We start from the raw sequence: 26,024 nt of genomic DNA on the forward strand, positions 1-26,024 counted from the left end.
ATGTTCAATGATCAATGATTTAAAGTGCCGGTATTTACAACGGGCTGAGCATTATCGTCGCCACAGAGCACCACCAGCAGATTGCTCACCATGGCAGCCTTCTTGTCGTCGTCGAGCTCTACAATCTCCTCGCTTGAGAGTTTATCGAGCGCCATTTTTACCATTGACACTGCACCCTCTACTATCTTCTCGCGGGCGGTGATGATGGCACTGGCCTGCTGGCGACGCAGCATGACAGCTGCAATCTCGGGCGCATAGGCCAGATAGTTGATACGCGCCTCAACCACCTCGATGCCAGCCAGTGCCAGACGCTCGTCCAGCTTCTGTTCCAGCTGCTCGTTTATCTCGTCGGCACTCGAGCGCAGGGTGGGCTCGCCGCTCTTGCTGTCCTCATCGTCGTAAGCATACTGACCAGCCACCTGTCGCAGGGCTGCATCGCTCTGCACGCGCACAAAGTTCTCCAGGGCGTTCATCAGTCCCTTGGTGTCGCTACCAACGGCGTTGGGGTTCGAAGCCATGGTCTGGGTGTCCACCTCAAACAGTGCCTTGTAGGTATCCTTCAGTTTCCAAACCAGCACCAGACCAATCATCACTGGATTACCAGTCTTATCGTTCACCTTGATGGGCTCAGCGTCCAGGTTACGCGCACGCAGACTAACCTTCTTGGTACCATAAAAGGGGTTGATCCAGAAGAAACCAGTCTGTGCGAAGGTACCGGCATACTTACCGAACCAGGTGGCAACGCGCGCCTCGTTGGGCTCCAACTGCATGTGGCCGCACCACATGATGATATTCACGATGATCATCACACCGCAGAGGCCCAGCAGCCATCCGCCCTCATTGCCACCGGTAGCGTCGAGCATAATGATGCTCTCAACGATACCTACAACCGTTAGAACCAATACAGCAAAGTTTACAAATAACATCAGGAATCCATTCATGACCGATCCTCTGAACTCAAACTCTTTTGTCTCCATAATCTTAATGTTTAATGTTTTATAATCAATGTTCAATGCAAATTGATATCATTTTGATATCGCAAAGATATGAACTTTAACCGAACCAACAATGGATTCGTTGAAATAATTAGCAAGATTTAACATTGTAGTGAAAAAAAAAATGATTATCTTTGCACCCATGAATATCAAGGAAATAGAGAACAAGCGCATTGCCGTGCTGCTTTCTGGCGGCGTGGACAGTAGCGTAGTGGTGCACGAGTTTGCCCAGCTGGGCCTGCATCCCGACTGTTTTTACATCAAGATCGGGCCCGAGGAACAGGAGGAGTGGGACTGCTCATCAGAGGAGGACCTGGAGATGGCCACCGCCGTATCGCACAAGTACGGCTGCAAGCTGGAGGTGATCGACTGCCACAAGGAGTACTGGGATCAGGTGACGAAGTACACCATGGACAAGGTGCGCGCCGGACTGACACCCAACCCCGACGTGATGTGCAACCGACTGATCAAGTTCGGCGCATTCGATGAGAAGCGCGGCCACGACTACGACCTCATTGCCACCGGCCACTACGCCATGACCGAGACCGACGAGAATGGCTACAAATGGCTCTGCACCAGTCCCGACCCGGTGAAGGACCAGACCGACTTCCTGGCTCAGATAGCCGACTGGCAACTGAAGAAAGCTCTCTTCCCCATCGGTCACTACGTGAAGGACGAGGTGCGCGTCATCGCCGAGCGCGAGCACTTGGTGAACGCCAAGCGCAAGGACTCGCAGGGCATCTGTTTCCTCGGCAAGATCAACTACAACGACTACATACGCCGCTACTTAGGCGAGCAGCCGGGCGACGTGATTGAACTGGAGACAGGCCGCCGCATCGGCGAGCACAAGGGACTGTGGTTCCATACCATCGGCCAGCGCAAAGGCATGGGCTTCGGCGGTGGTCCGTGGTTCGTAGTGAAGAAGGACGTGGCTAATAATATATTATATGTATCGCACGGCTACGACCCCGAGACGGCCTACAAGCAGGATTTCCCCGTACACGGATTCCACTTCCTCACCCGCGAGCTGCAGCCCACCGAGGTGACATTCAAGATCCGCCACACACCCGAATACCATCCTGCCACACTCGAATGGACCGCTGCGGGCGAATTCATCGTCCACTCACAGCACAAGATCCACGGCGTGGCGCCAGGGCAGTTCTGCGTGGTCTACGACAAGAACCATCACCGCTGCTTAGGTTCCGGCGAAATCACCATCTGAAAACAATAAATCCCTCGCTCTGGTGGAGCGGGGGATTATTTTTTTCGTATTGTACAGTGCATCAGTGCACCAGTGCGTCAAAATGCTTACAGATGCTTCTTAGGATACAGGGCATCCCACCAGGTGGGGTCGTCCTTCAGCCACTTCTGGAACCAGGCCATCTGCGTGGCCAGCCACTTCTCCTTCTTCGCGTAGTCCAGGATGTGGTGGTTCTCACCCGTCACCTCTACCAGCGCCACCTCGCGGCCCAGCAGCTTCAGCGCAGTGAACATCTGCAGACTCTCAATCAGCGGCACATTGGTGTCGGCATTGCCATGGAGCAGCAGCAGCGGCGTGTGGATCTTGTCGGCATTGAACAGCGGACTCTGATCGACATACAACTGGCGGTGGCTCCAGGGATAGCTGTTGGCCATCGACACCTCGCTGTAGTTGTAGCCCCAGTAGCCCTCACCCCAGTAACTGGTGTGGTTGGCAATACCGGCATGGCTCACGGCAGCGGCAAAGATATTGGTCTGGGTCTGCAGGTACTGGGTCATGAAACCGCCGTACGAGGCACCCATGCAACCAATCTTCTCCTTATTAATAAAGGGATGCGCCTCACAAATCTTCTTCGTACCCTCGATGATATCCTCGGCAGGACCGCGACCAGCGGTGTTCACGTGGCGCGATGCCCACTCCTGACCGAATCCGGTAGCGCCGCTGGGCTGCAGGATATAGGCCACATAGCCCAACGAGTTCCAGTACTGAGGTGCGTAAGGCGACTCGAAATAGCGTGACACTGGCGAGCAGCCGCCATAGTAGTACACTATCATCGGGTACTTCTTGCTGGCATCGAAATCCTTCGGCAGATACAGACGTCCGTACACCTTATCGCCCCTTGAATTGATGAAGTTCCAGTCCTGACAGGTACCTATCTCGGCATCGCCCAGAGCCTCTTTGCCATCGAACATTGTGCGCTGACCATTGAACGTTGATTTCTTTGAGTTAACGGTTGCTACATAGGCCGAAGCGGGCTCCATGGTCTTGTACGACAGGTAGGCGAGCACGGGTGCCTGCGAAGCCATATCGAAACGGTAGGCATAGTCGCCCTGGATGGGCAGCTGGGTAATCTTTCCGGTTTTGGGATTCAGCGTAAAGATATTGACATAATCCTTATCCTCGGCCGAGAAGTAGACCTGTCCGTCGGCCCACGACCAGTCGACGCTCTCCACACTGGGGTTGAAGTCCTTGGTGAGGGGTGTCACCTGCTTCGAGGCGATATCGAAGAGGAAGAGTTCGTTCTCGGTCATGCTGGGCGTCAGGCTGGCGGGCAGCACGCAGCCGATGCGGTTGAACGCCTCGGGATTGCCAGTGAACAGTATCTGCTTGCCATCGGGCGAGAACGAGCCGCTGCCCAGGAACTCGGCACCGCTCAGCAGGGTGTCCACCTGCAGCGTGCGGGCGTCCATCACATACACGTCGGAAACCGTGGTGGGGCGCTTGGTCAGGCGCGAGCGGTTGCTGATAACCAGCAGCTTGCTGCCGTCCTGCGAGATATCAGAGAGGTATTCGCCCTTGTTGCCGAAGGTGATGCGCTGGCTGATGCCGGTCTTCACGTCGTACTTCACCAGATAGCTACGCTTGCGCCAGCCAGGCTGACGGTCGTCCATCTCGAGCACTTCGAACACATCCTCATCCTCCTTCGGCCCCTCGGCCTCCTTGGTGATAATCAGATAGTCCTCGGTGGGCGCTACACTGTAGCTACCCTCGGGCACATCGTAGGCATAACGGCTACGCACACCGGTGCGGGGCTCCACACGATACAGCACACGCTTGTCGCCCTCCTTCTCCTCCTCCAGCCACGCACAGCTCTTGGGCATCCAGCGGGGATTGCGCGAGGGCTGCGAAATCAGCTTGCCCGTCTTGGCATCGCGCAGTTCGTAGTTCCAACGGCTATTGCCGCCGCGGTCGGTAGTCTGATACGACACACATACCAGCTGACCATCGGCCGACACGTTGATGCCGCGCACACGCTTACCGTCGGTCAGGTCGTGCACCATGTAGGGGTGCTGCTTCTCCAGCGTATAGGCCACAGCCTTGTTGGCATCAATCACCACCTGGATAGAGTCGGTATCCTTGGGCTCGGCCAGATACTGCACAGTAAAGGTATGGTGCTCGGGCGCCAGTTTCAGGTCGCCACCAGCCTCCACGCCATCGATATACAACTTGGCATGCTTGGGGCCCTTCACTTCGACCTTACCCTTGATAAAGTCGGCATTGTTCACATAGAACGAGAGCACACCCACGCTCTTGCTGTCGGGCAGCGAGGGCAGCACGCCACCCGCAAACTTACCCGTAGGCTGCGAGGTGAGCGCAATGGCACCCAGCTGCGAGTTGGGGTCGAATTTCTTACCCTGCACATCAACCGTATCGATGGCAAACGGCGTGGCAATGGCGTAGGGACCAGCCACATTAAATTCAGAGACAGCGGTCTTAACCTGCGCCATCGACGACAGCGCACAATTAGCCGCGAACAGTACGAATAATACTTTCTTCATAATTAAAGTTTAAAGTTCAAAGTTCAATACGCCTCGCGATACTTACTCTCGTCCTTATCGTTCAGCATAGAGAGGTACGACTGGTAACGGCTCTCGGCAATGTAATGCTCATCGAGCGCCTTGAGCACCGCACAACCGGGCTCGTGGGTATGGGTACAGTTGGAGAACCGGCAGTCCTGCGAGAAATGGAATATCTCCTTGAAATAGCTGGTCAGCTCCTCGGGCTCCATGTCGAACGTACCGAAGCCCTTGATACCCGGAGTATCGATAAGCCACGACTTGACAGCCGCCAGTTCGCACCCATCAGCCGCCCCACCGCCATCGAGCGGCAGCGGTATCATCTCCGAGAAGGTGGTGGTGTGCTGCCCCGTGTTGTGGGCATCGCTGATCTCGGCCGTACGCTGACTGGCCCCCGGCACCAGGCGGTTGATGAGCGTTGATTTTCCAACACCGCTGTTACCGCTCAGCAACGTAATCCTATCCTTCAGCATGGGCAACAACTCCTCTACCCCATCGCCTGTGCCAGCCGATATCTGGCGGCACTCGTAACCGATGGTCTGATACAGATTCACCATCGCCTCCTGATAGCGGCGCATGTCCTCATCGAGCAGGTCGGTCTTGTTGAACACCAGTACCACCGGCACACGGTAAGCCTCGGCCGAAGCAAGGAAACGGTCGATGAACGTGGTGGAGGTCTGCGGGTTGACCACTGTTACCACCAGCATGGCCTGATCTACATTCGCCGCCAGGATATGACTCTGCTTCGAGAGGTTGATGCTCTTACGGATAATATAGTTACGACGGTCTTCAATCTCGGTGATGAAAGCCGTTCCCTCCTGGTTGGGCACTATCTGCACACGGTCGCCCACAGCCACCGGATTAGTGCTGCGGATACCCTTCAACCGGAAGTTACCCTTGATCTTACAATCAATCAGCTGGCCATCGTCGGTTAAGACGGTGTACCAGCTGCCTGTATTCTTTATAACAAGTCCTTTCAATTGTCAATACCAATTGTCAGTTATCAATTAAACGGTCATGATTTCCTTGTTCTTAGCCGTAATCAGCTCGTCGATCTTCTTGATAAACTTGTCGTGCAACTTCTGGAGCTCGTTCTCTGCATCCTTCTCCAAGTCCTCCGACAAACCATCCTTGATGGCCTTCTTCAGCTTATCCTTGACATCGCCACGCACGTTACGCACCTCTACCTTGGCCTTCTCAGCAATCTTGTTGCACTGCTTGGTCAGGTCGCGACGGCGCTCCTCTGTAGGAACTGGAATGTTCAAACGGATAATCTCACCGTTGTTCTCGGGGGTGATACCTACATCGCTATCCATGATAGCCTTCTCAATGTTACGTATCTCCTTGCGATCCCAAGGCTTGATAGCGATGGTACGAGGATCGGGCACACTCACATTGGCCACCTGATTCAGGGGCACCTTGCTGCCATAAACTTCTACACGAACACCGTCGAGAATGGCCACATTGGCACGGCCGGCACGAATACGGTTCAGCTCGTCCTCAAGGTACATAGCCGCCATCTCCATGCGCTCTTCGCTCTTACTTAAAATTTCTTTTACGTCAACCATATTTATGTACTTTTAGTCATTTTCTGATGACAAAAGTAAGGTTTTTCCGCGAAACTTCCAAACAAAAGCGTTTTTTTCGTTTAAAAATTTTGTTATTTACACAAAAACCGCTATCTTTGCGGGTGTTTACTACCATACTTAGAGACAATTTAATGTATTTAGAATTTGAACATACTTATATCTATCTGACTGCGGCATTCCTGATGACCGTCACCGCTATGATAGTGTATAACCGTATCATCTACTATCGCGAAAGAAAAACAATCAGGCAAATGCGACGGCTGAACTCGCAGCTGCTCCTCATCATGGACGCCAACAAAACACAAGCCTGGACCTACAACGCCAAGAAAAACAAATTCAAAGTCATTTCGAAGAAAGACCTCACGGAGACCGTCCTTACCCCCTACGAGTTCTCGCAGAAGTTCGACCGCGAGGACTTCAAGTTGATGACGGATGCCATCAAAGCCATGCTGGGCCGCCAAGAACTGAGCGACGCCATGACCGTGAAGAGTGCACCCGACAGCGACGGCGCCGTGACCGAATATGAGACAACACTCTCCGTGCTGCGGCGCGACAAGCACGACATGCCCGAGGAAATACTGGGCACACAGCGCGACGTGACCGAAGAACGCCGGCGCGCCAAGGAGAACAAGAACCTCATGCTGAGATACCACAACGTGTTCAACTCGTCGCTGGTCGACATGATCTACTACGACGCCAACGGCTATCTGGCCGACCTCAACGAGACTGCCTGCAAGACTTTCGGCGTGAAAGAGCCCAAATCCCTGTTGAAACGCAAGATGAAGATGACCGACATCCCCTCGTACCGCGAGATGGACGTGCGCACATTGGAGCATACCCAACTGTCATCGATCACCGACATTGCCAAGGTGAAATCGATGGACGAGCGCGTGCCGGAAATCACCGTCAGAAGCAAGATGTACTACGAGGTGATGTTAGGCCCCATCCGCAGCCAGAACACCCTGTTGGGCGTCATCGCCGCCGGGCGCGACATCACAGAGATGGTAGAATCAACCCACCGACAGAAGGAGACTGCCCGGCTCATCGAGCAGCGCACCAGGGATATACAGCAGTACATCAGAGACATCAACTACTCGCTGCTCATCAGCGAGTCGCGACTGGTGAACTACTACCCCGACACTCACGAAATGGAGATACTGAGCAACCTCAGCAAAGCCGGGCGACGCATAGCACAGCTGCACGCTGTGGCACTCATACACGAGACTGACCAACAAAAAGCCAAGGATCTGATCAAGCACATGGACAAGCGCCGACTGGGTACCATCTCCGTCACCCTCTGCACCAACCTGCGCGACTATCAGAGGCGCAACATGTATCTGAACTTCAAAATGATGCCCATCACCGACCAGGACGGACGGGTGACCCACTACTTCGGACTGTTGCGCAACGACACCGAGATGGCCTACACCGAGAAAAAACTACAAGAGGAGACCGCCAAGGCTCAGGAGGAGGAACAGCTGAAGAACACCTTCCTGCAGAACATGAGTTACGAGCTGCGCGTACCCCTGCATGCCGTCATCGGATTTGCCGGACTGTTCAAAGCTGAGCACAGCCTGGAAGACGAGCCGGTGTTTGCCGCAGAAATCAAGAAGAACACCGACGTACTGCTGAACCTCATCAACGATATCCTGTTCATATCGCGACTCGACGCACACATGATAGAATACAACAACGAGGTATTTGACATTGCCAGCAAGTTCTCCACTTGGTGCGAAGCAGGCTGGAACAGACTGAAGCAGCCCGTAGACCGGAACATTGAAAGCACCTACAACTCGCTGCTGGTGAAGGTTGACCCGCATCATCTCGGCATCGCCGTCGAGAAACTGTGCGCCTACTCAGCACTCACCACCACCGAGGGACACGTGAAAGCCCGCTACGAATACCTGCACGGCGAACTGCTCATCATCGTAGAGGATACGGGTACGGGCATGGATGTCAACGAGGCAGCACAGATATTCGACCGCTTTGTGAGCGAGAAAAAACGCAAACGCATAGGCACTGGTCTCGACCTGCCTATCGTCAAGGAAATGATAGAGCAGATGGGAGGCGCCATCGATGTGATGTCGGAGCCCAAGAAAGGGAGCACCTACCTGGTGAGCATCCCCTGCGAGTTAGTAAGTTTCGTAAAAAAGTCATAGTATGCAGCTACTCATCGTCATATTAACCCTGATAGTCCTGATCACCGGCATGATCCTGAACCGCATCACGCTCTTCAGCATCCGTAGGAATACCGAGCGAGCCAAGGATATGGCCGTCATCATGCAGCATACACTCAACGAGAATAACTACGTCATCAAACTCAGTATGCAGCAGCGACATGCCATGAACCTCTACGGCAACTTCCTGCCGCCAGAGGGTATGAACTACGACCTGAGCATAGACTTTATCCACCCCGACGACAGGCATCTGTACATGGAGTTCATGAGCCAGCTGGTGAAGGGTGCCAAATCATCGGAATGCATGTTCCGATGGGATAAGAGCCTCGACAAGCACGAACACAACTGGATGTATATCCGTGACATCGGCATCGTGGAGTTCGACGAGGCCGACGGCAAAACACCACGCAACTTCTACTGTACCCTCTACGATGAAACCGACAAGATGCTGCTGGAACAAGAGGAGCACGAGCTGACCGACCGCTATCGCAAGCTGTTCGAACAAAGTATCGTGGGACAGGGATTCTACGACAAGAAAGGCTGTCTGCTCACCGCCAACCAGAAGATGCGCGAGATACTGCACTTCCAGGGCGAACACGACCCCTTCTACTTCGACTACACCCTGTTCGACCTGCCCACCTTCCGGAATATCCTCTACGACAAAGCGCCCGAGGATATCTACATGTGCACCAAGAGTATGATCTACGAGCGCAACGTGAACTGCTACACAGAGCTGCGCGTACACCCCATCTACAACGAAAACAAGGAGCTGGAGATGTACACACTCTATATCAGAGATGTAAGCCAGGAGCGCGAACTCTACCTGCAACAGAAGAAGAACGAGGAGCAGATACAGCGTACCAACAACGAGATAGCGAAGTATGAGAACGAGCTGAAATACCTGCTAGAGAGCGTGGACATGCGATTCTTCCGCACCTCGTTCGCCAAACGCGAGGTGACACTCCACAAGGAGATGAGCGTGCCCGAGAAAACCATGGGATTCGACGAACTGATAGCGCACTTCGTGGCAGGAGGCTTCGCCGAGGCCCTAAAGGATCCATACGAGAGATTGAAAGTGCCACAGTCGAAACTCTGTCAGACACATTCCCTGTTCCACAATAGCGACGAACTGGAGTGGAACTTCATCGACAGCATTCCCTACTACGACCAGGACGGCAACCTGGTGGGCACCTACGGCGTGGTACGCGACGTGACCAAACTGATACAAAAGCAGGAACTGCTGAAACAGGAGACCGAACGCGCCAACCAGGCGGGTATGCGCAAGAGTTCCTTCCTCGCCAGCATGAGCCACGAGATACGCACACCGCTCAACGCCATCGTGGGATTCTCCGACGTGCTCGCCACCATGAGCACACCCGAGGAGCGCGACCATATCATCGAGGTGATTTCCAACAACTGCGACATGCTACTCCGCCTGCTGAACGATATCCTCGCCCTGTCGTCGGTCGACAGCGGCGATCTGCTCATCCGTCCTGCAAAAACCGACTTTGCCAAGGTGTTCGACAACGTGACCGACTCACTGGCCGACAAGGTGGAGAAGAATCCGAAGATAGAATTTATCGTAGACAATCCATACACATCGTTCATCACCACCCTCGACAGCGGGCGCGTGCAGCAGGTCATCACCAACTTCGTGACCAATGCCATCAAGTACACCCACGAGGGACACATCAAGATAGGATATATGAAGCAGACCCGCCACAAGCAGGAGGGCCTGTACATCTACTGTCAGGACACAGGCGACGGCATAGCCAAGGAGCACCAGGCAATGGTGTTCGACCGCTTTGTGAAACTGAACGATTTTATCCAGGGTACTGGTCTGGGACTGAACATCTGCAAGGTCATCGCCGACAACTGCGGCGGAGAGATCGGCGTCAACTCCGAAGGTAAAGGCCAAGGATCAACCTTCTGGTTCTGGATACCATGTCAAGAAGAAACTACCATGTAATTATGAAGAAATACAGCATATTAGCACTGCTTGTGGCTTGCCACCTCACGGCCGGCACCGCCCACGCTCAACAACAAGACAGCATCATCGTCTATAACGACGAACGACCGTTGGTGTACGAGGACGCCTGGGACTTGTGGCCCTACGTATTCCTGAATGAAAACGGCGAACCCGACGGCTATAACGTCGACCTGCTGAAGTTGATATTCAAAGAACTCAACATCCCCTACGTAATCCGTCTGCGCCCTACCCTCGAAGCCCAGCAGGACCTGAAGGAACACAAATCGGACCTGATGCTACGCATGGATGCCGACTTTGCCCGCAACAACTCATCGTACGGTAAGACCATCGTACAGATATTCACCCATAGCATCGTCAAGCCCAAGGACATGCCCATACATATCCAAACAGGAAAAGACCTGGTTGACTACTCCGTGATAGTACACGAGGGCAGTTTCAGCCACCACAAACTGGAAGAAAACGCCTGGAGCAAGGAGATTATCCCCTACGACGACATGAAGGAGGCCATCAAGAAAGTGAGCTCGGACAACAAGGGACTCGTCTTATGGAACTCGATGTCGCTCAAATGGCTCATGACGAAGTACCACACCGACAATCTGGAACTCCTACCTTTCGAGTTCCCCTACGGCGAGTACAAGTTCTTTTCCAACGACCATCACCTGCTTAACCAACTCGACAGCGTATACTCCAGGCTGCGCGCCAACGACCGACTGACAGAGATACAGAACAAGTGGTTCTATCCCGAACGCAAAGAATCGGGAATCCCCGCGTGGATATGGGACCTGATACGTTTTGTAGCCATCATGTCGGTGGGCGTACTCATCTACTACCTGTTCTTCAAATTCCGCGAGCGCCAGATGACCCGCAAAATCAACGATGAGAACGAACGCCTGTCGCTAATCATCCGCACCAGTAATGTACAGTTCTGTACCTATGATGTAGCCAAGCAGATATTCACCATAATGGACTCGGCAGGCTATCCCGAGAGGAGCTACTCGCTCCTGGAATTCTCGCATCGTTTCGACCCTGTCGATTTCAACATGCTGACCGACGGTCTGCAAACGGTGATCGACGAGAAAGAGCCAACGGTAACCCTGCAACTGAAGGAGTACGACAACGACCTGATTAACAGCAGTAGCTATTCCGCTAACTTGTCGGTACTTCGCCGCGACAAGAACAAGAAACCCAGCGTCATCATCTGCTCGAAGAGCGACAACTCGCAGGAACGTCAGCGTCAGGAGCTCATCAAGGAATCGATGCTGCGCTACCAGTCGCTCTTCACATCGGCCATGGTCGACATGGTGTACTACGATGCCGACGGCTATATCGTCGATATCAATGCCAAAGCCATGGCAAGCCTGAACCTCGACATAGAAACCATCAAGAAACAGCGCATCTCACTGAAAGATGTACTGGGATTCGATCATCTCGACCTCGACCACTTCGATTATTTCTACAGCACCCAGCTGTTCACATCACCCGACGACAACCGCGTACTCAACAAACTGCTGAAGCGCGAAAAACTATACTACGAGCTGCAAGTGATGCCCATCCACGATAAAGACGGTAACCGCATCGGCTTCTTCGGCTCCGGACGCAACGTCACCGAGGTGGCCCACTCGTACAACCAACTGCAGGAAAACACGAAGGAACTGCAGGAGGCACAGAACGAGGTTACCAGCTACATACATAACATCGACTACGTGCTGTCGGTGGGAGGCGTTAGTCTGGCCAAATACCACCCCGACACCCACACGCTCACCATCTACAGCGAAATCAATAAGGAGAAATACGCGCTGACACAGACCAGAGCACTGGCATTCGTCGATGCCGCAAATGAAAATCAGGCCCTGCGCATACTCAACAAGATGGACAACCGACAGGGTGGTAACCTGCTTGCGGAAGTCAAAACCCGCATCAAGCGTAAAGACCATATACCTCTGCACCTGCAGATTAACTTCATCCCCACCTACAAGGATGATGAGATTGTGGAGTACTTCGGACTGATACGTGACATCAGCGATATCAAGGCCGTAGAAGAGGAACTGGCAGAGGAGTCGATTAAAGCACAGGAGGTGGAAACGGTGAAGAACGCCTTCCTCCACAACATGAGCCACGAAATCCGTACGCCACTCAACACCGTAGTAGGATTCTCGGAACTCTTCGAGATGGATCATAGTCCGGAAGACGAGGCTGTGTTCATCGAGGAGATCAAGAGCAACTCGGCCTCGCTGCTCAAGCTCATCAACGATATCCTGTTCCTGTCGCGACTCGATGCCGGCATGATCACCATATCGCCGCACCCCGTCGACTTTGCCAGCGTCTTCGATGGCAGATGCGCATCGGTATGGGACAACAACAAACAGCCTGGTGTGGAATATCACATCCAGAACCCGTACAAACGACTGGTACTCGAAATCGATGAGCCCAACATATCGCTCATCATCAACAAGATACTGACCAACGCCATCCAGTATACCACCTCGGGCAGCGTGTTGGCACGCTACGAGTACATTGCCGACCGCCTGCTCATATCAGTAGAGGATACCGGCTGCGGTATCAAGCAGGAAAATCTGCCAACCATCTTCGACCGATTCGTGACCGGTGCCAACAACGGCGCAGGACTGGGACTCAGTATCTGCCACGAACTGGTAGAACACATGGGCGGTAAGATTGAAATCTCATCGACCGAAGGCAAAGGCACCACCGTATGGTTCTCAGTACCTTGCAAGATGATTGAAACGGAACGTAAATAAAATTGTATGACAGACATGATGAACAATAAGATATTGACACTCGCCATCATTGGCATGATAGCCTTGAGCCACGCACTGCCTGCCAGGGCCGGCTACATCCGTGAATATTCCGAGGAAAAACCTCTCATCATTATGAGCGACTGGGAATTTCCGCCTTATGAGTTCAGAAACGACATGGGCGAACCCGACGGTTACAATGTGGAGGTGCTCACCACGATACTCAACAAGTTAGGCATTCCTCATCAGTTTGTGATGAAGGAATGGTACCTGTGTACCGAAGCATTCGAACGCCACGAGGCCGACCTCATCCACGCCCTGAAGTACAGGTACGACAAGGCACCTTTCGAGTACACGCGCAACATGATTACCTATTATAATGTCAGAGCCGTCAGACTCAGGACAACCCGGCCACTGAAACGACTCAGTCAGCTGACCGACAAAGACACCCTGGCACTGAAGAAGAACGACTATGTTGCACTGAAGATTGCAGAACGGAAAAACAATGTTTTCAAGATAGAATACCACTCGCCAAGAGAGGCACTGATAGGTATCCGAAACGGAAAAATCAAGTATTATCTGTGGGGCGAGCGCCCACTACAGATGAAAGTCAAGGAACTGGGCATCGACGCCATCGAGTTCGACGAGACGGATATCCCGGCAGGCGAACTCCGTATCATCGGCTACGACAAAGAACTGATAGAAGCCATTGACGATCTGTTTGCACGCATGGAACAATCGGGCGACATCCAGAAGATACGCGACAAGTGGTTTCACCCGGAGCGCGTACACAACGATGCCTCGCCCATGGCGCTCATCCTACTCATTGCCATCATCGTCATCGTTGTCGTCGCGCTGATGTTCAGCCGCATGATGCGTATCAAGGTCAAGAAAGCCGTCGTCAAATCGCTCGACATGAATCAGATGATGATTGAGGCCTTGAAATCGGGCAACTACTACGTCATCGAGTACGACCTCAAGACACAGATGATGCGCAACAGCTACGGCGACATGCTGCCTCCAGAGGGCATCACCCACGAGGAGTTCATGAAACGTCTGCCCGATGCCGAGAAAAAGAACTTCATAGACGCCATGGACCTCATGGCGAAAGGGCACAAGGACCTGGGCTATCTGAAACGCCGTTACAACAAGGGCACCCTTGAGAATCCTGACTGGCACTTCATCGAGGGCCATGCCGTAGTGCAGTACGAGGACGACAAGCCACGCTATGTGCTCACCTCGTTCAGAGACTACACCCATGAAATCATGGAGGAGCGCATGAACGAAGACATCGCCAGCAAATACATGAACATGTTCAACAACGGACTGATTGCCATGTCGTTCTACGACAAGAACGGCACCCTGATCGACGTGAACCGACGTATGTCTGAACTCTGCGAGTTCGACAAGGAGGGCGAGCAGTTCTTCCGAAAGACGAACCTGTTTGACGTGGCCTTAATCAAAGGCCAGTACCATCGTGGCGACAAAGAGCACTTCCATGTGTGCCAGCGGATGTTCTACCCGGAGATAGGGGTCTATAAATTCATCGAGCTAAGGGTGCGCCCCGCCTTCGACGAGAATGGCGAGATGCAGTTCTATATCGTGACCGCCCGCGACCTGACGGCCGAACGCCACCTGTGGCTCGAACAGCACAAGCACGACGTGGAGATCCGCAAAGCCACTAACAACATTAAATTCTACGAGCATCAACTTGGTTACCTGCTTGATACCTGTAAGATGTTTGTATGGACATTCGACATCAAAGAGGGGCTCATCCACTTCAGCTATAGTGGTCGCAAGACCGACTACACCAAGACATTAGAAGAATTCTATGGAGGCGTTACTGAGGAATTCAGTGAAAAAGCACTCAAGGACGCTATGGAGACTATTGCTCAGGCAAAACCATACAATCAGATTATCCACTTCAAGTACACGGTAATCAACCCCAATCCAGTATGGTATGCCATCAGCGGTGTTCCCAGTTTTGATGAGAACGGACGTGTATATCAATATTTTGGCGTGGCTCGTAACATCGACACCTTGATGGAGGCTCAGCAGAAACTGAAGGACGAGACCCGGCGTGCAGAAGAGTCGGGTAAGATGAAAGCAGCCTTCCTGGCCAACATGACACACGAGATACGTACTCCACTGAATGCCATCGTAGGTTTCAGCGATCTGCTGCCCGTGGTAGAGGAGCGTAACGAGCGCATGGAGTTCATCCGCATTATCCGCAATAACTGCGACATGCTGATGCGACTCATCAATGATATCCTTGAGGCATCAAACGTCGGACAGGCATTAGCCATCAAACCCGAGGCTGTCGACTTCGCCAAGGTGTTCGACGACATCTGTCAGACACTGGCGCAGCGCGTGGACGAGGCTGGCGTGGAGTTTATCAAAGACAATCCTTACGACACCTTCCCGGCTACCCTCGACAAGGGACGTATCCAACAGGTGCTCACCAACTTCACCACCAATGCCATCAAGTACACCCATCAGGGACATATCAAGGTGGGCTATCGCGAACAGGATGGCGGTATCTACTTCTACTGCGAAGACACTGGTGCCGGTATCCCCAAGGATAAGCAGGACGCCGTATTCGAGCGTTTCGTCAAGCTGAACGACTTTGTGCAGGGAACAGGACTTGGCCTCAGTATCTGTAAGGCCATCGCTGAGCGCAGTAATGGAAAGATCGGTGTCAGCTCTGAAGGCGAAGGCCACGGCTCAACCTTCTGGATGTGGACGCCCAGGAACATTACCCCTCCCACCGATTAAAAACAAAAAACCCTCGCAACTGCGAGGGCTTTTTATTTGAATGATACGGGTTAGAAGAACAACAGGCGCTCCAGCCAGTAAACCACAATACCTGCCAGATAGCCCGCAAAAGCCACCCAGGTAATCTTCTTCATATACCAGCCAAAGGTAATCTTCTCCAAGCCCATCACTACCACGCCAGCAGCCGAGCCGATAATCAGCATCGAACCACCCACACCAGCACAGTAAGCCAGCAACTGCCAGAAGATACCATCGACAGCCATATCGCCGGCAGCAGCCACGGGATACATACCCATGCAACCGGCAACCAGAGGCACATTGTCGACAATCGATGACAGCACACCGATAATACCCGTTACAAGGAAATGGTTACCTTCGAAAGTTGTATCGAGCCAACCGCCCAACAGAGCCAACACTCCAATCTCCTGTAGCACAGCTACAGCCATCAGGATGCCCAAGAAGAACATAATGGTAGAGAGGTCAATCCTCGACAGCAGGTCGCTCACACGCTTTGCCATAGTGTCGTCCTCCGATGTATTGTAGTGGAATATCTCTGTTACCGTCCAGAGTAAACCCAGCACGAGGAGGATACCCATAAACGGAGGCAGATGAGTAATAGTCTTGAAAATGGGCACGAAGCACAAGCCGCCAACACCCAACCAGAAGATAATGTCGCGCTGCGACTGGGTGAACATACTGACATCGGCTTTAGGCAGATTCTGCTCCTTATCGAACTTGCCCTTGAGCTGATACTGCAGGATAAAGGCAGGCACCAGCATCGAAACAAGTGAAGGGATGAAGATTTCGGTCAGCACACCCTGCGTAGTGATCACACCCTTGATCCAAAGCATGATGGTAGTCACATCACCTATTGGCGAGAATGCGCCACCAGAGTTGGCCGAAATAACTACCAGTGCAGCATAAATCAGACGGTCGCCACGACTCTGTACTAACTTGCGCAGCACCATGATCATCACAATCGAGGTAGTCAGATTGTCGAGAATAGCCGACAGGAAGAAGGTCATAAAGGCCATTCGCCACATCAGTTTACGCTTAGAACGCGTCTTCAGCGTATCTCTCACAAAGTTGAAACCGCCGTTGCTATCCACAATCTCTACGATGGTCATGGCACCCATCAGGAAGAACAACGTGCCAGCGGCATCGCCCAAATGATGCTCAATAACCTCTGGGATATGATGAAACACATCACCACCCAAAATAGAGGGATAATACTGCATGGGATCAAGCATGAGCAGCGTCCAGCACAGCACACACATCAGCAGCGCGATAGCCGCCTTATTCACTTTTGTCAGGCCCTCGAGCGCTATACAAAGATAGCCGATACAGAACACTGTGACAATCAGAATTGTTAATGTAGACATTTGATTTTGATACTTTTGTTATTAATTGTTGAATTTTGCCTGCAAAGGTACGAATAAGAAAGTAGAAAACCAAATAAAAGTAGAAAAGTTTGCTGCTTAGCAAAAAAGTTTGTATATTTGCAGTCCATATGAACAACGAACTAAATAAAGAAGTTAAATGGAGTGAAAACGTGGTACTGGCAGATGCTGACTACGTTGACTCCGTGGCGTTTAATCTCATTGTAAACTTCGAGCGCATGATTGGCCGACGCATTCCGCAGGCCGATATCGCCAAATGGCTGGACTGCATTGCTCTCGATGGAGGCATCAGAGATGGCGAAAACGAAATACAGGTCATTCTGATTCACCAGAAGAACAAACAGCAGATGGACAATTTTGTGCCAGGCAACTACCAGAACGACCTGAGTTCCAAGGCCTTCAAGGACCATCTGGGCGAGTTCACCATCAATGCCTATCACACGGAAGGATTTGCCAAGACTGGCGATTTCTTCAATGAGGTGCTGGAACTTGTGTGTGCTCAAAAGGACATCAAGCGTCTGATGGTGATTCCCAATGCCGAAGATACTCCTATATATAATAAGGTACGCGAGACACTTCGCAAGGCCGACAACGATGATAAGCGCATCACCGTCTTCACCATGCAACCAACTGTCGGAGGCAATTTCCGACAGGAAATACTGGGCTACTCGCTAATGGCAGCATTAGGCATCAAGGCCGATGAGATAAAGGATTAAGGATTAAAATTTAAATAATATAGACTATGGCAAAAGTATTAATGATTGGCGCAGGTGGCGTGGCCACCGTTGCAGCGTTTAAGATCGCTCAGAATGCTGACGTGTTTACAGAGTTTATGATTGCTAGTCGCCGTAAGGCTAAGTGTGATAAGATTGTGGCTGACATCCACAAGGCAGGATATAATATGGACATCAAAACCGCTCAGGTGGATGCCGACGATGTAGAGCAGCTCAAGGCACTCTTCAACGACTTCAAGCCAGAGCTGGTCATCAACCTGGCCCTGCCCTATCAGGACCTGACCATCATGGATGCCTGCTTGGCATGCGGTTGCAACTATCTGGACACAGCCAACTACGAGCCCAAGGACGAGGCTCATTTTGAGTACTCATGGCAGTGGGCTTATCGCGAGCGCTTTGAGAAGGCTGGACTGACAGCCATTTTGGGTTGTGGTTTCGACCCAGGTGTAACTTCTATCTACACCGCTTATGCTGCCAAGCACCACTTCAAGGAGATTCAGTATCTGGATATTGTTGACTGTAACGCTGGCGACCATCATAAGGCTTTCGCTACCAACTTCAACCCAGAGATCAACATCCGCGAGATCACCCAGAAGGGACTGTATTGGGAAGACGGCAAGTGGGTTGAGACCGAGCCTCTGGAGATTCACAAGGACCTTACTTATCCAGAGATTGGCCCTCGCGACAGCTATCTGCTGCACCACGAGGAAATCGAGAGTCTGGTTATCAACTACCCCACCATCAAGCGTGCCCGTTTCTGGATGACCTTTGGTCAGCAGTACCTGAAGCACCTCGAAGTGATTCAGAACATCGGCATGAGCCGTATCGACGAGGTAGAGTACGAGGCACCATTGGCCGATGGTACTGGTACTGCCAAGGTAAAGATTGTACCTCTGCAGTTCCTCAAGGCTGTGCTGCCTAACCCACAAGATCTGGGCGAGAACTACGAGGGTCAGACTTCTATTGGCTGCCGCATCCGTGGTATCGGCAACGATGGCAAGGAGCACACCTACTATGTTTACAACAACTGCTCACACCGTGCTGCCTACGAGGAGACTGGCATGCAGGGCGTATCATATACCACTGGTGTACCGGCCATGATAGGTGCCATGATGTTCTGCAAGGGACTCTGGAACACTCCTGGCGTTCACAACGTCGAGGAGTTCGATCCCGATCCATTTATGGAGCAGCTCAACAAGCAGGGCCTGCCTTGGCACGAGATTCACGACGGAGATCTTGAACTCTAATCAATAAACCTACAATTACGATTAAAAACTATGGCAAAAGAAAAAGAAGAGGCCTTGACGCCTCAGCAGGAAAAAATGAAGGCGCTTCAGGCTGCTATGTCGAAAATTGAGAAAGACTATGGCAAAGGCTCGATTATGCGCATGGGTGATGAACAGGTAGAGAATGTGGAAGTGATTCCCACCGGTTCTATCAGTCTTAACGCAGCACTTGGCGTAGGCGGCTATCCTAAAGGGCGCATCATCGAGATTTATGGTCCAGAATCGTCAGGTAAGACAACACTGGCCATTCACGCTATCGCTGAAGCTCAGAAAGCTGGCGGCATTGCGGCATTCATCGATGCCGAGCATGCATTCGACCGTTTCTATGCAGCCAACTTGGGTGTAGACATAGATAACCTCTACATCTCACAACCCGACAATGGTGAGCAGGCACTCGAGATTGCCGATCAGCTGATTCGCTCAAGCGCTATCGACATCATCGTCATCGACTCTGTGGCAGCCTTGACTCCAAAGAAAGAAATCGAGGGTGACATGGGTGACTCTGCTGTAGGACTGCAGGCCCGCCTGATGAGTCAGGCGCTCCGTAAGCTCACCGCTACCATCTCGAAGACCAACACCACTTGTATCTTCATCAACCAGTTGCGTGAGAAGATTGGCGTAATGTTCGGCAACCCAGAGACCACTACTGGTGGTAATGCCCTGAAGTTCTATGCTTCAGTACGTATCGACATCCGCAAGTCACAAACCTTGAAGGATGGCGACACCCCTATTGGCAATCAGGTCAAAGTGAAGATTGTCAAGAACAAGGTAGCTCCTCCATTCCGCAAGGCCGAATTCGAAATCATGTTCGGAGAGGGAATCTCAAAGATTGGTGAGATTGTCGACTTGGGTGTTGAGTACGACATCATCAAGAAGAGCGGCTCATGGTTCAGCTATGGCGAATCGAAACTGGCTCAGGGGCGCGATGCCGTCAAAGCCGTGCTCAAGGACAACCCAGAACTCTGCGACGAACTCGAAGCAAAAATCATGGAAGCAATCTCTGACAAGTAATGAATCCATATCCCTGCCACCTGGTAAGGTATCAGCAATAAGAAATCCCAGCCAATTCGGCTGGGATTCTTATTTGGTCTTATCAATACTCTTTATAGTGGAGTACCCTTTCCGTTCATCCAACTATTATTCGATTTCTTAACAGCAGGCTTTTTCACTGGCGTCTTCTTTGCAGCTGCAGTCTTCTTATTCAACGCAGGATTAACCTTGGGACCATAAGGGCCATCGGCTACCAACGTACGTTTAACAATGCCCGAACCATCAAACTCCACATATAAAAGCTTGTTGTTTGAACGCCCGTAAACCCAATAGTAAACACCTGATTTGGCATACTCTACATAGTCGGCTTCGCCTGCAGCCATCTCCACCTCATCTCCAGTCATACCAATACCTACGTGACCTTGACGGATCATAGCACGTGTAGCTTCACTGGTAACAACCTTCTTACCAGGACCAGGAGCGAAGATAGTACCAAAGAATGTGTTTTCTTCTGTGGCTTTATACTGATCCAGAACAGCTTCTGCGTAGAAGAAATTACCCGTCGTGGTATTTCTAAGCTTAACTGTAGAGAAGTCATCGTTCTTATGGGGAGAGATGGAAACGATATTATACTCAGCCAAACGAGGAATCTTTTGCTGCTTGCTCGACACCTCATTCAGCATGTGCATGGATATCTTGGTATGAACCACCTTACCGATAAACTGTTTATAGTTCTTGCTGCTGATAGACATGATATCATCCTGCAACTCAAACGAATTCTTGAACAGATAACGGGCCTCGTCAGCCACAAACTCATCGTCACGCATACCGCAGTTCGTCTTCGACATCGCAACATTCTGATAGAACTGATTGCCATTCTTGTCCTCTACGATAATCTTCACGGGATACTTACGCGAGCCTACACCAACAGCCACTACTTTCACCTCCATATCCTGATCGACTTGAACCTCCTGGAAGCCTTCACCATCGTACTCGGTATCAATACGATAGAACTTGGTTTTGGTATATAGGGTTTTGTCCATCAGCTTTTCCCTGGCAATATCCACATCACCCAGATAAGCCAGTGTGGGAACACCCATCTTCTGGAAGCAATAGTCCTCAAAAGAACCATATCCTATCTCAAAATAGTAGGCCTTGTTATCATCTTGGCAGAGGAAGTTCACGTGGGCGTGACCATCCTGACTCTCCGTATGACCTTTATAAATCATAACCTTATACTTCAGTGTCATACTGCTCACTTCTCTGCCAGAAGCGGCGTCGGTAAAAGTCTTCACCACCAGGTCGTATTTCTCAGGCATCACCATAAACTTCATACCCTCAACCCAATCACATAGGCTGTGGTACTTAAAGTTCTGACTAATAAAGTCTCTTGATGATTCCTCATCCTCCTCCTGAGCTTCAGCTATCACATCTGCCATATGGGTCTCTGCACTCTTCTTTGCACCCTTTGTCTTCACAATATAAGGGTTAGTCTGAGCCGAGGCTGCCAGAAAGGCAACTGATAGGCAGGCCGTAAAAATCGTTCTTTTCATCACTACCGATAGTTTTATAACGTTATTCTGCCTGCAAAGATAGGTTATTTCGGATGAATATCCAAATATTTTATGCCAAAATGACGTAATAAAAACCTTTTTTTACTGAAAAAGACAATTTGGCACATGCTTTGCAATCCGATTTGTGTCAAATTGAGTATAAATTAAAAAAAGATAAGAATTATGGGAAAGATTATTGGAATTGACTTAGGAACTACCAACAGCTGTGTTGCCGTATTCGAAGGTAACGAGCCAGTAGTAATCGCCAACAGCGAGGGTAAGCGTACAACACCTTCTGTAGTTGGTTTTGTTGACAACGGTGAGCGTAAGATTGGTGATCCTGCTAAGCGTCAGGCCATCACAAATCCAAAGAACACTGTTTACTCTATCAAGCGTTTCATGGGTGAGAACTGGCAGCAGACTGAGAAAGAGATTTCTCGCGTACCATATACTGTTGTTAACGAGGGTGGCTATCCACGTGTAGACATCAACGGTCGCAAGTACACTCCTCAGGAGATTTCTGCTATGGTTCTGCAGAAGATGAAGAAGACTGCCGAGGACTATCTCGGTCAGGAGGTTACAGAAGCCGTCATCACCGTTCCTGCTTACTTCTCTGACTCTCAGCGTCAGGCCACTAAGGAGGCTGGCCAAATTGCTGGTCTCGAGGTTAAGCGTATCGTTAACGAGCCTACAGCTGCTGCCTTGGCATATGGCGTTGACAAGGCTAACAAGGATATGAAGATTGCCGTATTCGACCTGGGTGGTGGTACATTCGATATCTCTATTCTGGAGTTCGGTGGCGGTGTGTTTGAGGTACTCTCTACCAATGGTGATACTCACCTGGGTGGTGACGACTTCGACCAGGTAATCATCGACTGGCTGGTACAGGAGTTCAAGAACGACGAGGGCGCCGACCTGACTGCCGATCCTATGGCTATGCAGCGCTTGAAGGAGGCTGCTGAGAAGGCAAAGATTGAGCTGTCTTCTTCTACCTCTACAGAGATTAACCTGCCATACATCATGCCTGTAGGCGGTGTACCTAAGCACTTGGTAAAGACCCTGACTCGTGCTAAGTTCGAGCAGTTGGCTCACGACCTGATCCAGGCTTGTCTGGCACCATGTCAGAAGGCTATGGCCGATGCTAAACTGAATACAGCTGATATCGACGAGGTTATCCTCGTAGGTGGTTCAAGCCGTATCCCAGCCGTTCAGACTCTGGTTAAGAACTACTTCGGTAAGGAGCCTTCAAAGGGTGTTAACCCCGACGAGGTTGTAGCCGTAGGTGCTTCAATCCAGGGTGCTATCCTGAACAAGGAAGGTGGCGTAGGCGACATCGTACTGCTCGACGTTACTCCTCTTACACTGGGTATCGAGACCATGGGTGGTGTAATGACCAAGCTGATCGAGGCTAACACCACTATCCCATGCAAGAAGAGCGAGACATTCTCTACTGCAGCTGATAACCAGACCGAGGTAACTATCCACGTTCTGCAGGGTGAGCGTCCAATGGCTTCACAGAACAAGTCAATCGGTCAGTTCAACCTCACAGGTATCGCTCCTGCACGTCGTGGTATTCCTCAGATCGAGGTAACCTTCGATATCGATGCCAACGGTATCCTCAAGGTATCTGCCAAGGATAAGGCTACAGGTAAGGAGCAGGCCATCCGCATCGAGGCTTCATCTGGTCTGTCACAGGACGAGATCAACCGCATGAAGGCCGAGGCTGAGCAGAATGCAGAGAACGATAAGAAGGAGCGCGAGCGCATTGACAAGCTGAACCAGGCCGACTCTATGATCTTCCAGACAGAGAACCAGCTGAAGGAGCTTGGCGATAAGATCCCAGCACAGCACAAGCCAGCTATCGAGCAGGCTCTGCAGCAGCTTAAGGATGCCCACAAGGCAGGCGACGTAGCTGCTATCGACACAGCTATCGCAGCCCTGAACACTGCTTGGCAGACTGCTTCGCAGCAGATGTACCAGCAGAGCGGTGCAGCCGGTCAGCCAGGTGGCGATCAGTTCCAGGGCGGTCAGCAGCAGGCTCAGCAGGAGGGTCCAAAGGCAGAGGACATCCAGGACGCCGACTTTGAGGAGGTGAAGTAAGTCATCGATTTACTTACAATATAACTAAGAGGTGCAGACGTAGAATCTGTACCTCTTTTTATTTTACAAATTTAACATTCTCCGTCCGCGAATTTATGTTCGCCGAATTTTATACTAAAAAAGGCTGAATTAATTCAAATCATAAAACGAGCCAATTCAAACGATGATTTGAATTAATTCAGCTTTTTTCTATACCTTTTATAAAGAAAAACGAGTTTCATCTACAACATTATGAAAAAATGTGTAACTTTGCAAACAAAATATGCATATGAAAAAGAAAACGATTCTTTATTATTTATTATGAATAGAACCATCACAAAAGCCAACCCTCAGCAGGTTGAGGATATCATGAAGGTCATTGCTGCAGCCAAGCAGATTATGCGCCAATCGGGCAACATGCACCAATGGGCCGACAGCTACCCGTCTGCCGACGTGATCCTACACGACATAGAGGCAGGTGGCGGTTATGTAGTAGAAGACGATGGCACCATTGTGGCCTATTTTGCCTTTCTACCCAGTCCAGAGCCAACTTATGCCAAAATCTACGAGGGTAACTGGACTGACGATACGCCACCTTATCACGTAGTGCATCGCATTGCCAGCTATCCCGAGGCGCATGGCATCTTCAAGAGCATCATGGACTTCTGTTTTGACCACGACAGCAACATCCGTATCGACACCCATCGCGACAATAAGATCATGCAGCACGTCATCCTCAAGCAAGGTTTTACCTACTGCGGCATCATCTACCTGCTCTCTGGCGACGAACGTCTGGCATATCAGAAAATCATTTTATAAGAGAGAGACAGTCCGACTGATGTTAGCCTTGGCGACATCGGGCTTCAACGCTTCTGAAAGGGGAAGCGTTGGGGGATTGATGCAGGCTACTTGCGAGAATCCTGCATCGAGCAGCACGTCGGCATTGGCAATACGCCCCGCTATCAAAGCGACGGGCACATGATGGCGTCGAGCTGCCTGAAGAATACCAAACGGCAGTTTGCCCATCAGCGTCTGATGGTCGGCAGAGCCCTCGCCTGTGATAACGAGAGAGGCATCCGTCAGGATATCATCAAAGCCTACATGCTCTAAAAGCAGGTCAATACCAGAACGACAGTCGGCATTCAGATACTGTAGGAAGGCATAACCAAGTCCGCCAGCAGCACCTGCACCAGGCGCATTCTGGCGATCATAGCCGAAATGACGGGCAGAGGCTTCGGCAAAGCGTTTGGCACGGGCATCAAGCTCAAGAACCATCTGGGAAGAAGCCCCCTTTTGTGGTGCAAAAACGTGGGCTGCCCCATGCTCACCACAGAGAGGATTGGTAACATCGGTAGCAATCGTGAAACGGACAGCATCGAGCTCACGGACATCATCCCAGGACTTGCCTTTGGCAAAACTATCAATGATGGCACGAATCATGCCGATGCCACAATCGCTGGTGGCACTTCCACCAAGTCCGACGATGATGTGCCGACAACCATGTCGTACGGCATCTACCACCAACTGGCCAGTGCCATAGGTAGTTGCAACCATAGGATTGCGCTCTTCGGCAGATACAAGCGTGAGTCCGCTGGCCTGCGCCATCTCGATAACGGCAGTCGAACCATGAATCAGATAGCGGCTCATGACACGTCGCATCATCGGATCGCGGACAGGCACTTCGACCATCTCACCCCCCAGCGCACTCTGAAAGGCAGCCAAAAAGCCTTCGCCCCCATCGCTCACAGGTATCTGAATCACCTCAGCATCAGCCATTTTCATGAGGATGCCATCTGTAGCAGCCTGATTAGCCTCGACTGAGGTCAGACAGCCTTTGAACGAATCTATCGCCACAACAAACTTCTTCATACGTCTGCAAAGATACAAATTTCCATAAAACAAATAGGTTTTTCGAGATATAATTTG

General features: G+C 51.3%; 17 protein-coding genes. 10 read left to right on the forward strand and 7 right to left on the reverse strand.

What is annotated here, in order from left to right; translation table 11 throughout:
• Nucleotides 1-11: 11 nt before the first annotated feature.
• On the reverse strand, nt 12-977 hold the full coding sequence (locus tag T495_RS0113415; RefSeq protein ID WP_033149123.1) for an SPFH domain-containing protein: 966 nt from the start codon (nt 975-977) through the stop codon (nt 12-14).
• Nucleotides 978-1,137: 160 nt separating this feature from the next.
• Between T495_RS0113415 and mnmA the strand changes: the two genes are divergently transcribed.
• Nucleotides 1,138-2,217 (forward strand): tRNA 2-thiouridine(34) synthase MnmA, encoded by a 1,080-nt coding sequence (gene mnmA / locus T495_RS0113420; protein ID WP_033149064.1) that lies wholly within the window; start codon nt 1,138-1,140, stop codon nt 2,215-2,217.
• Nucleotides 2,218-2,303: 86 nt separating this feature from the next.
• On the opposite strand, the gene T495_RS0113425 is transcribed toward mnmA, so the two are convergent.
• From T495_RS0113425 to frr, 3 genes are read right to left on the reverse strand one after another with little or no spacing between them, the layout of a single operon-like run.
• Nucleotides 2,304-4,754, reverse strand: a complete 2,451-nt coding sequence (locus T495_RS0113425) for a prolyl oligopeptidase family serine peptidase (protein WP_033149065.1) — start codon at nt 4,752-4,754, stop codon at nt 2,304-2,306.
• Nucleotides 4,755-4,777: 23 nt separating this feature from the next.
• The gene (gene rsgA, locus T495_RS0113430; protein ID WP_028902555.1) at nt 4,778-5,752 is read right to left on the reverse strand and encodes a ribosome small subunit-dependent GTPase A; all 975 of its coding nucleotides are present in this window, start codon (nt 5,750-5,752) and stop codon (nt 4,778-4,780) included.
• A gap of 27 nt (nt 5,753-5,779) precedes the next feature.
• Nucleotides 5,780-6,340 carry a ribosome recycling factor gene (gene frr, locus T495_RS0113435; protein ID WP_028902554.1) on the reverse strand — a complete coding sequence of 187 codons (561 nt, stop codon included), beginning with the start codon at nt 6,338-6,340 and terminating at the stop codon, nt 5,780-5,782.
• Between the two features lie 152 nt (nt 6,341-6,492).
• Here frr and T495_RS0113440 point away from each other — a divergent pair, with 152 nt between their 5' ends.
• From T495_RS0113440 to T495_RS15410, 4 genes are read left to right on the forward strand one after another with little or no spacing between them, the layout of a single operon-like run.
• The gene (locus tag T495_RS0113440; RefSeq protein WP_028902553.1) at nt 6,493-8,520 is read left to right on the forward strand and encodes a PAS domain-containing sensor histidine kinase; all 2,028 of its coding nucleotides are present in this window, start codon (nt 6,493-6,495) and stop codon (nt 8,518-8,520) included.
• 1 nt (nt 8,521) lies between these two features.
• On the forward strand, nt 8,522-10,507 hold the full coding sequence (locus T495_RS15405; RefSeq protein ID WP_051522936.1) for a PAS domain-containing sensor histidine kinase: 1,986 nt from the start codon (nt 8,522-8,524) through the stop codon (nt 10,505-10,507).
• Nucleotides 10,508-10,509: 2 nt separating this feature from the next.
• The gene (locus tag T495_RS0113450) at nt 10,510-13,284 is read left to right on the forward strand and encodes an ATP-binding protein (protein WP_033149066.1); all 2,775 of its coding nucleotides are present in this window, start codon (nt 10,510-10,512) and stop codon (nt 13,282-13,284) included.
• A 6-nt stretch (nt 13,285-13,290) separates the two neighbouring features.
• Nucleotides 13,291-16,056, forward strand: coding sequence for an ATP-binding protein (locus T495_RS15410; protein WP_051652069.1), 2,766 nt, complete (start codon nt 13,291-13,293; stop codon nt 16,054-16,056).
• A 50-nt stretch (nt 16,057-16,106) separates the two neighbouring features.
• Here T495_RS15410 and nhaD read toward each other — a convergent pair whose 3' ends face one another.
• Nucleotides 16,107-17,438 (reverse strand): sodium:proton antiporter NhaD, encoded by a 1,332-nt coding sequence (nhaD, locus tag T495_RS0113460; RefSeq protein WP_028902551.1) that lies wholly within the window; start codon nt 17,436-17,438, stop codon nt 16,107-16,109.
• A gap of 128 nt (nt 17,439-17,566) precedes the next feature.
• Here nhaD and T495_RS0113465 point away from each other — a divergent pair, with 128 nt between their 5' ends.
• From T495_RS0113465 to recA, 3 genes are read left to right on the forward strand one after another with little or no spacing between them, the layout of a single operon-like run.
• The gene (locus tag T495_RS0113465; protein ID WP_033149067.1) at nt 17,567-18,172 is read left to right on the forward strand and encodes a DUF6621 family protein; all 606 of its coding nucleotides are present in this window, start codon (nt 17,567-17,569) and stop codon (nt 18,170-18,172) included.
• A gap of 26 nt (nt 18,173-18,198) precedes the next feature.
• Nucleotides 18,199-19,437: a saccharopine dehydrogenase family protein gene (locus T495_RS0113470; RefSeq protein ID WP_028902549.1), complete on the forward strand. Its 1,239-nt coding sequence runs from the start codon at nt 18,199-18,201 to the stop codon at nt 19,435-19,437.
• Between the two features lie 30 nt (nt 19,438-19,467).
• Nucleotides 19,468-20,487 carry a recombinase RecA gene (recA, locus tag T495_RS0113475; RefSeq protein ID WP_028902548.1) on the forward strand — a complete coding sequence of 340 codons (1,020 nt, stop codon included), beginning with the start codon at nt 19,468-19,470 and terminating at the stop codon, nt 20,485-20,487.
• Between the two features lie 92 nt (nt 20,488-20,579).
• Here recA and T495_RS0113480 read toward each other — a convergent pair whose 3' ends face one another.
• Nucleotides 20,580-22,019, reverse strand: a complete 1,440-nt coding sequence (locus T495_RS0113480) for a hypothetical protein (protein ID WP_028902547.1) — start codon at nt 22,017-22,019, stop codon at nt 20,580-20,582.
• A 183-nt stretch (nt 22,020-22,202) separates the two neighbouring features.
• Between T495_RS0113480 and dnaK the strand changes: the two genes are divergently transcribed.
• Both dnaK and T495_RS0113490 read left to right on the forward strand, forming a co-directional pair.
• Nucleotides 22,203-24,119 (forward strand): molecular chaperone DnaK, encoded by a 1,917-nt coding sequence (gene dnaK, locus T495_RS0113485; protein ID WP_028902546.1) that lies wholly within the window; start codon nt 22,203-22,205, stop codon nt 24,117-24,119.
• A gap of 300 nt (nt 24,120-24,419) precedes the next feature.
• Entirely contained in the window at nt 24,420-24,917 is a 498-nt protein-coding gene (locus tag T495_RS0113490; protein WP_033149068.1) for a GNAT family acetyltransferase, read from the forward strand.
• On the opposite strand, the gene T495_RS0113495 is transcribed toward T495_RS0113490, so the two are convergent.
• A complete protein-coding gene (locus T495_RS0113495) occupies nt 24,912-25,967 on the reverse strand; it encodes a glycerate kinase (protein ID WP_028902544.1) in 1,056 nt (351 codons plus the stop codon). The genes T495_RS0113490 and T495_RS0113495 overlap by 6 nt on opposite strands.
• Nucleotides 25,968-26,024: the final 57 nt, after the last annotated feature.

It is taken from the genome of Prevotella sp. P6B1, assembly GCF_000702825.1.
GTDB lineage: Bacteria > Bacteroidota > Bacteroidia > Bacteroidales > Bacteroidaceae > Prevotella.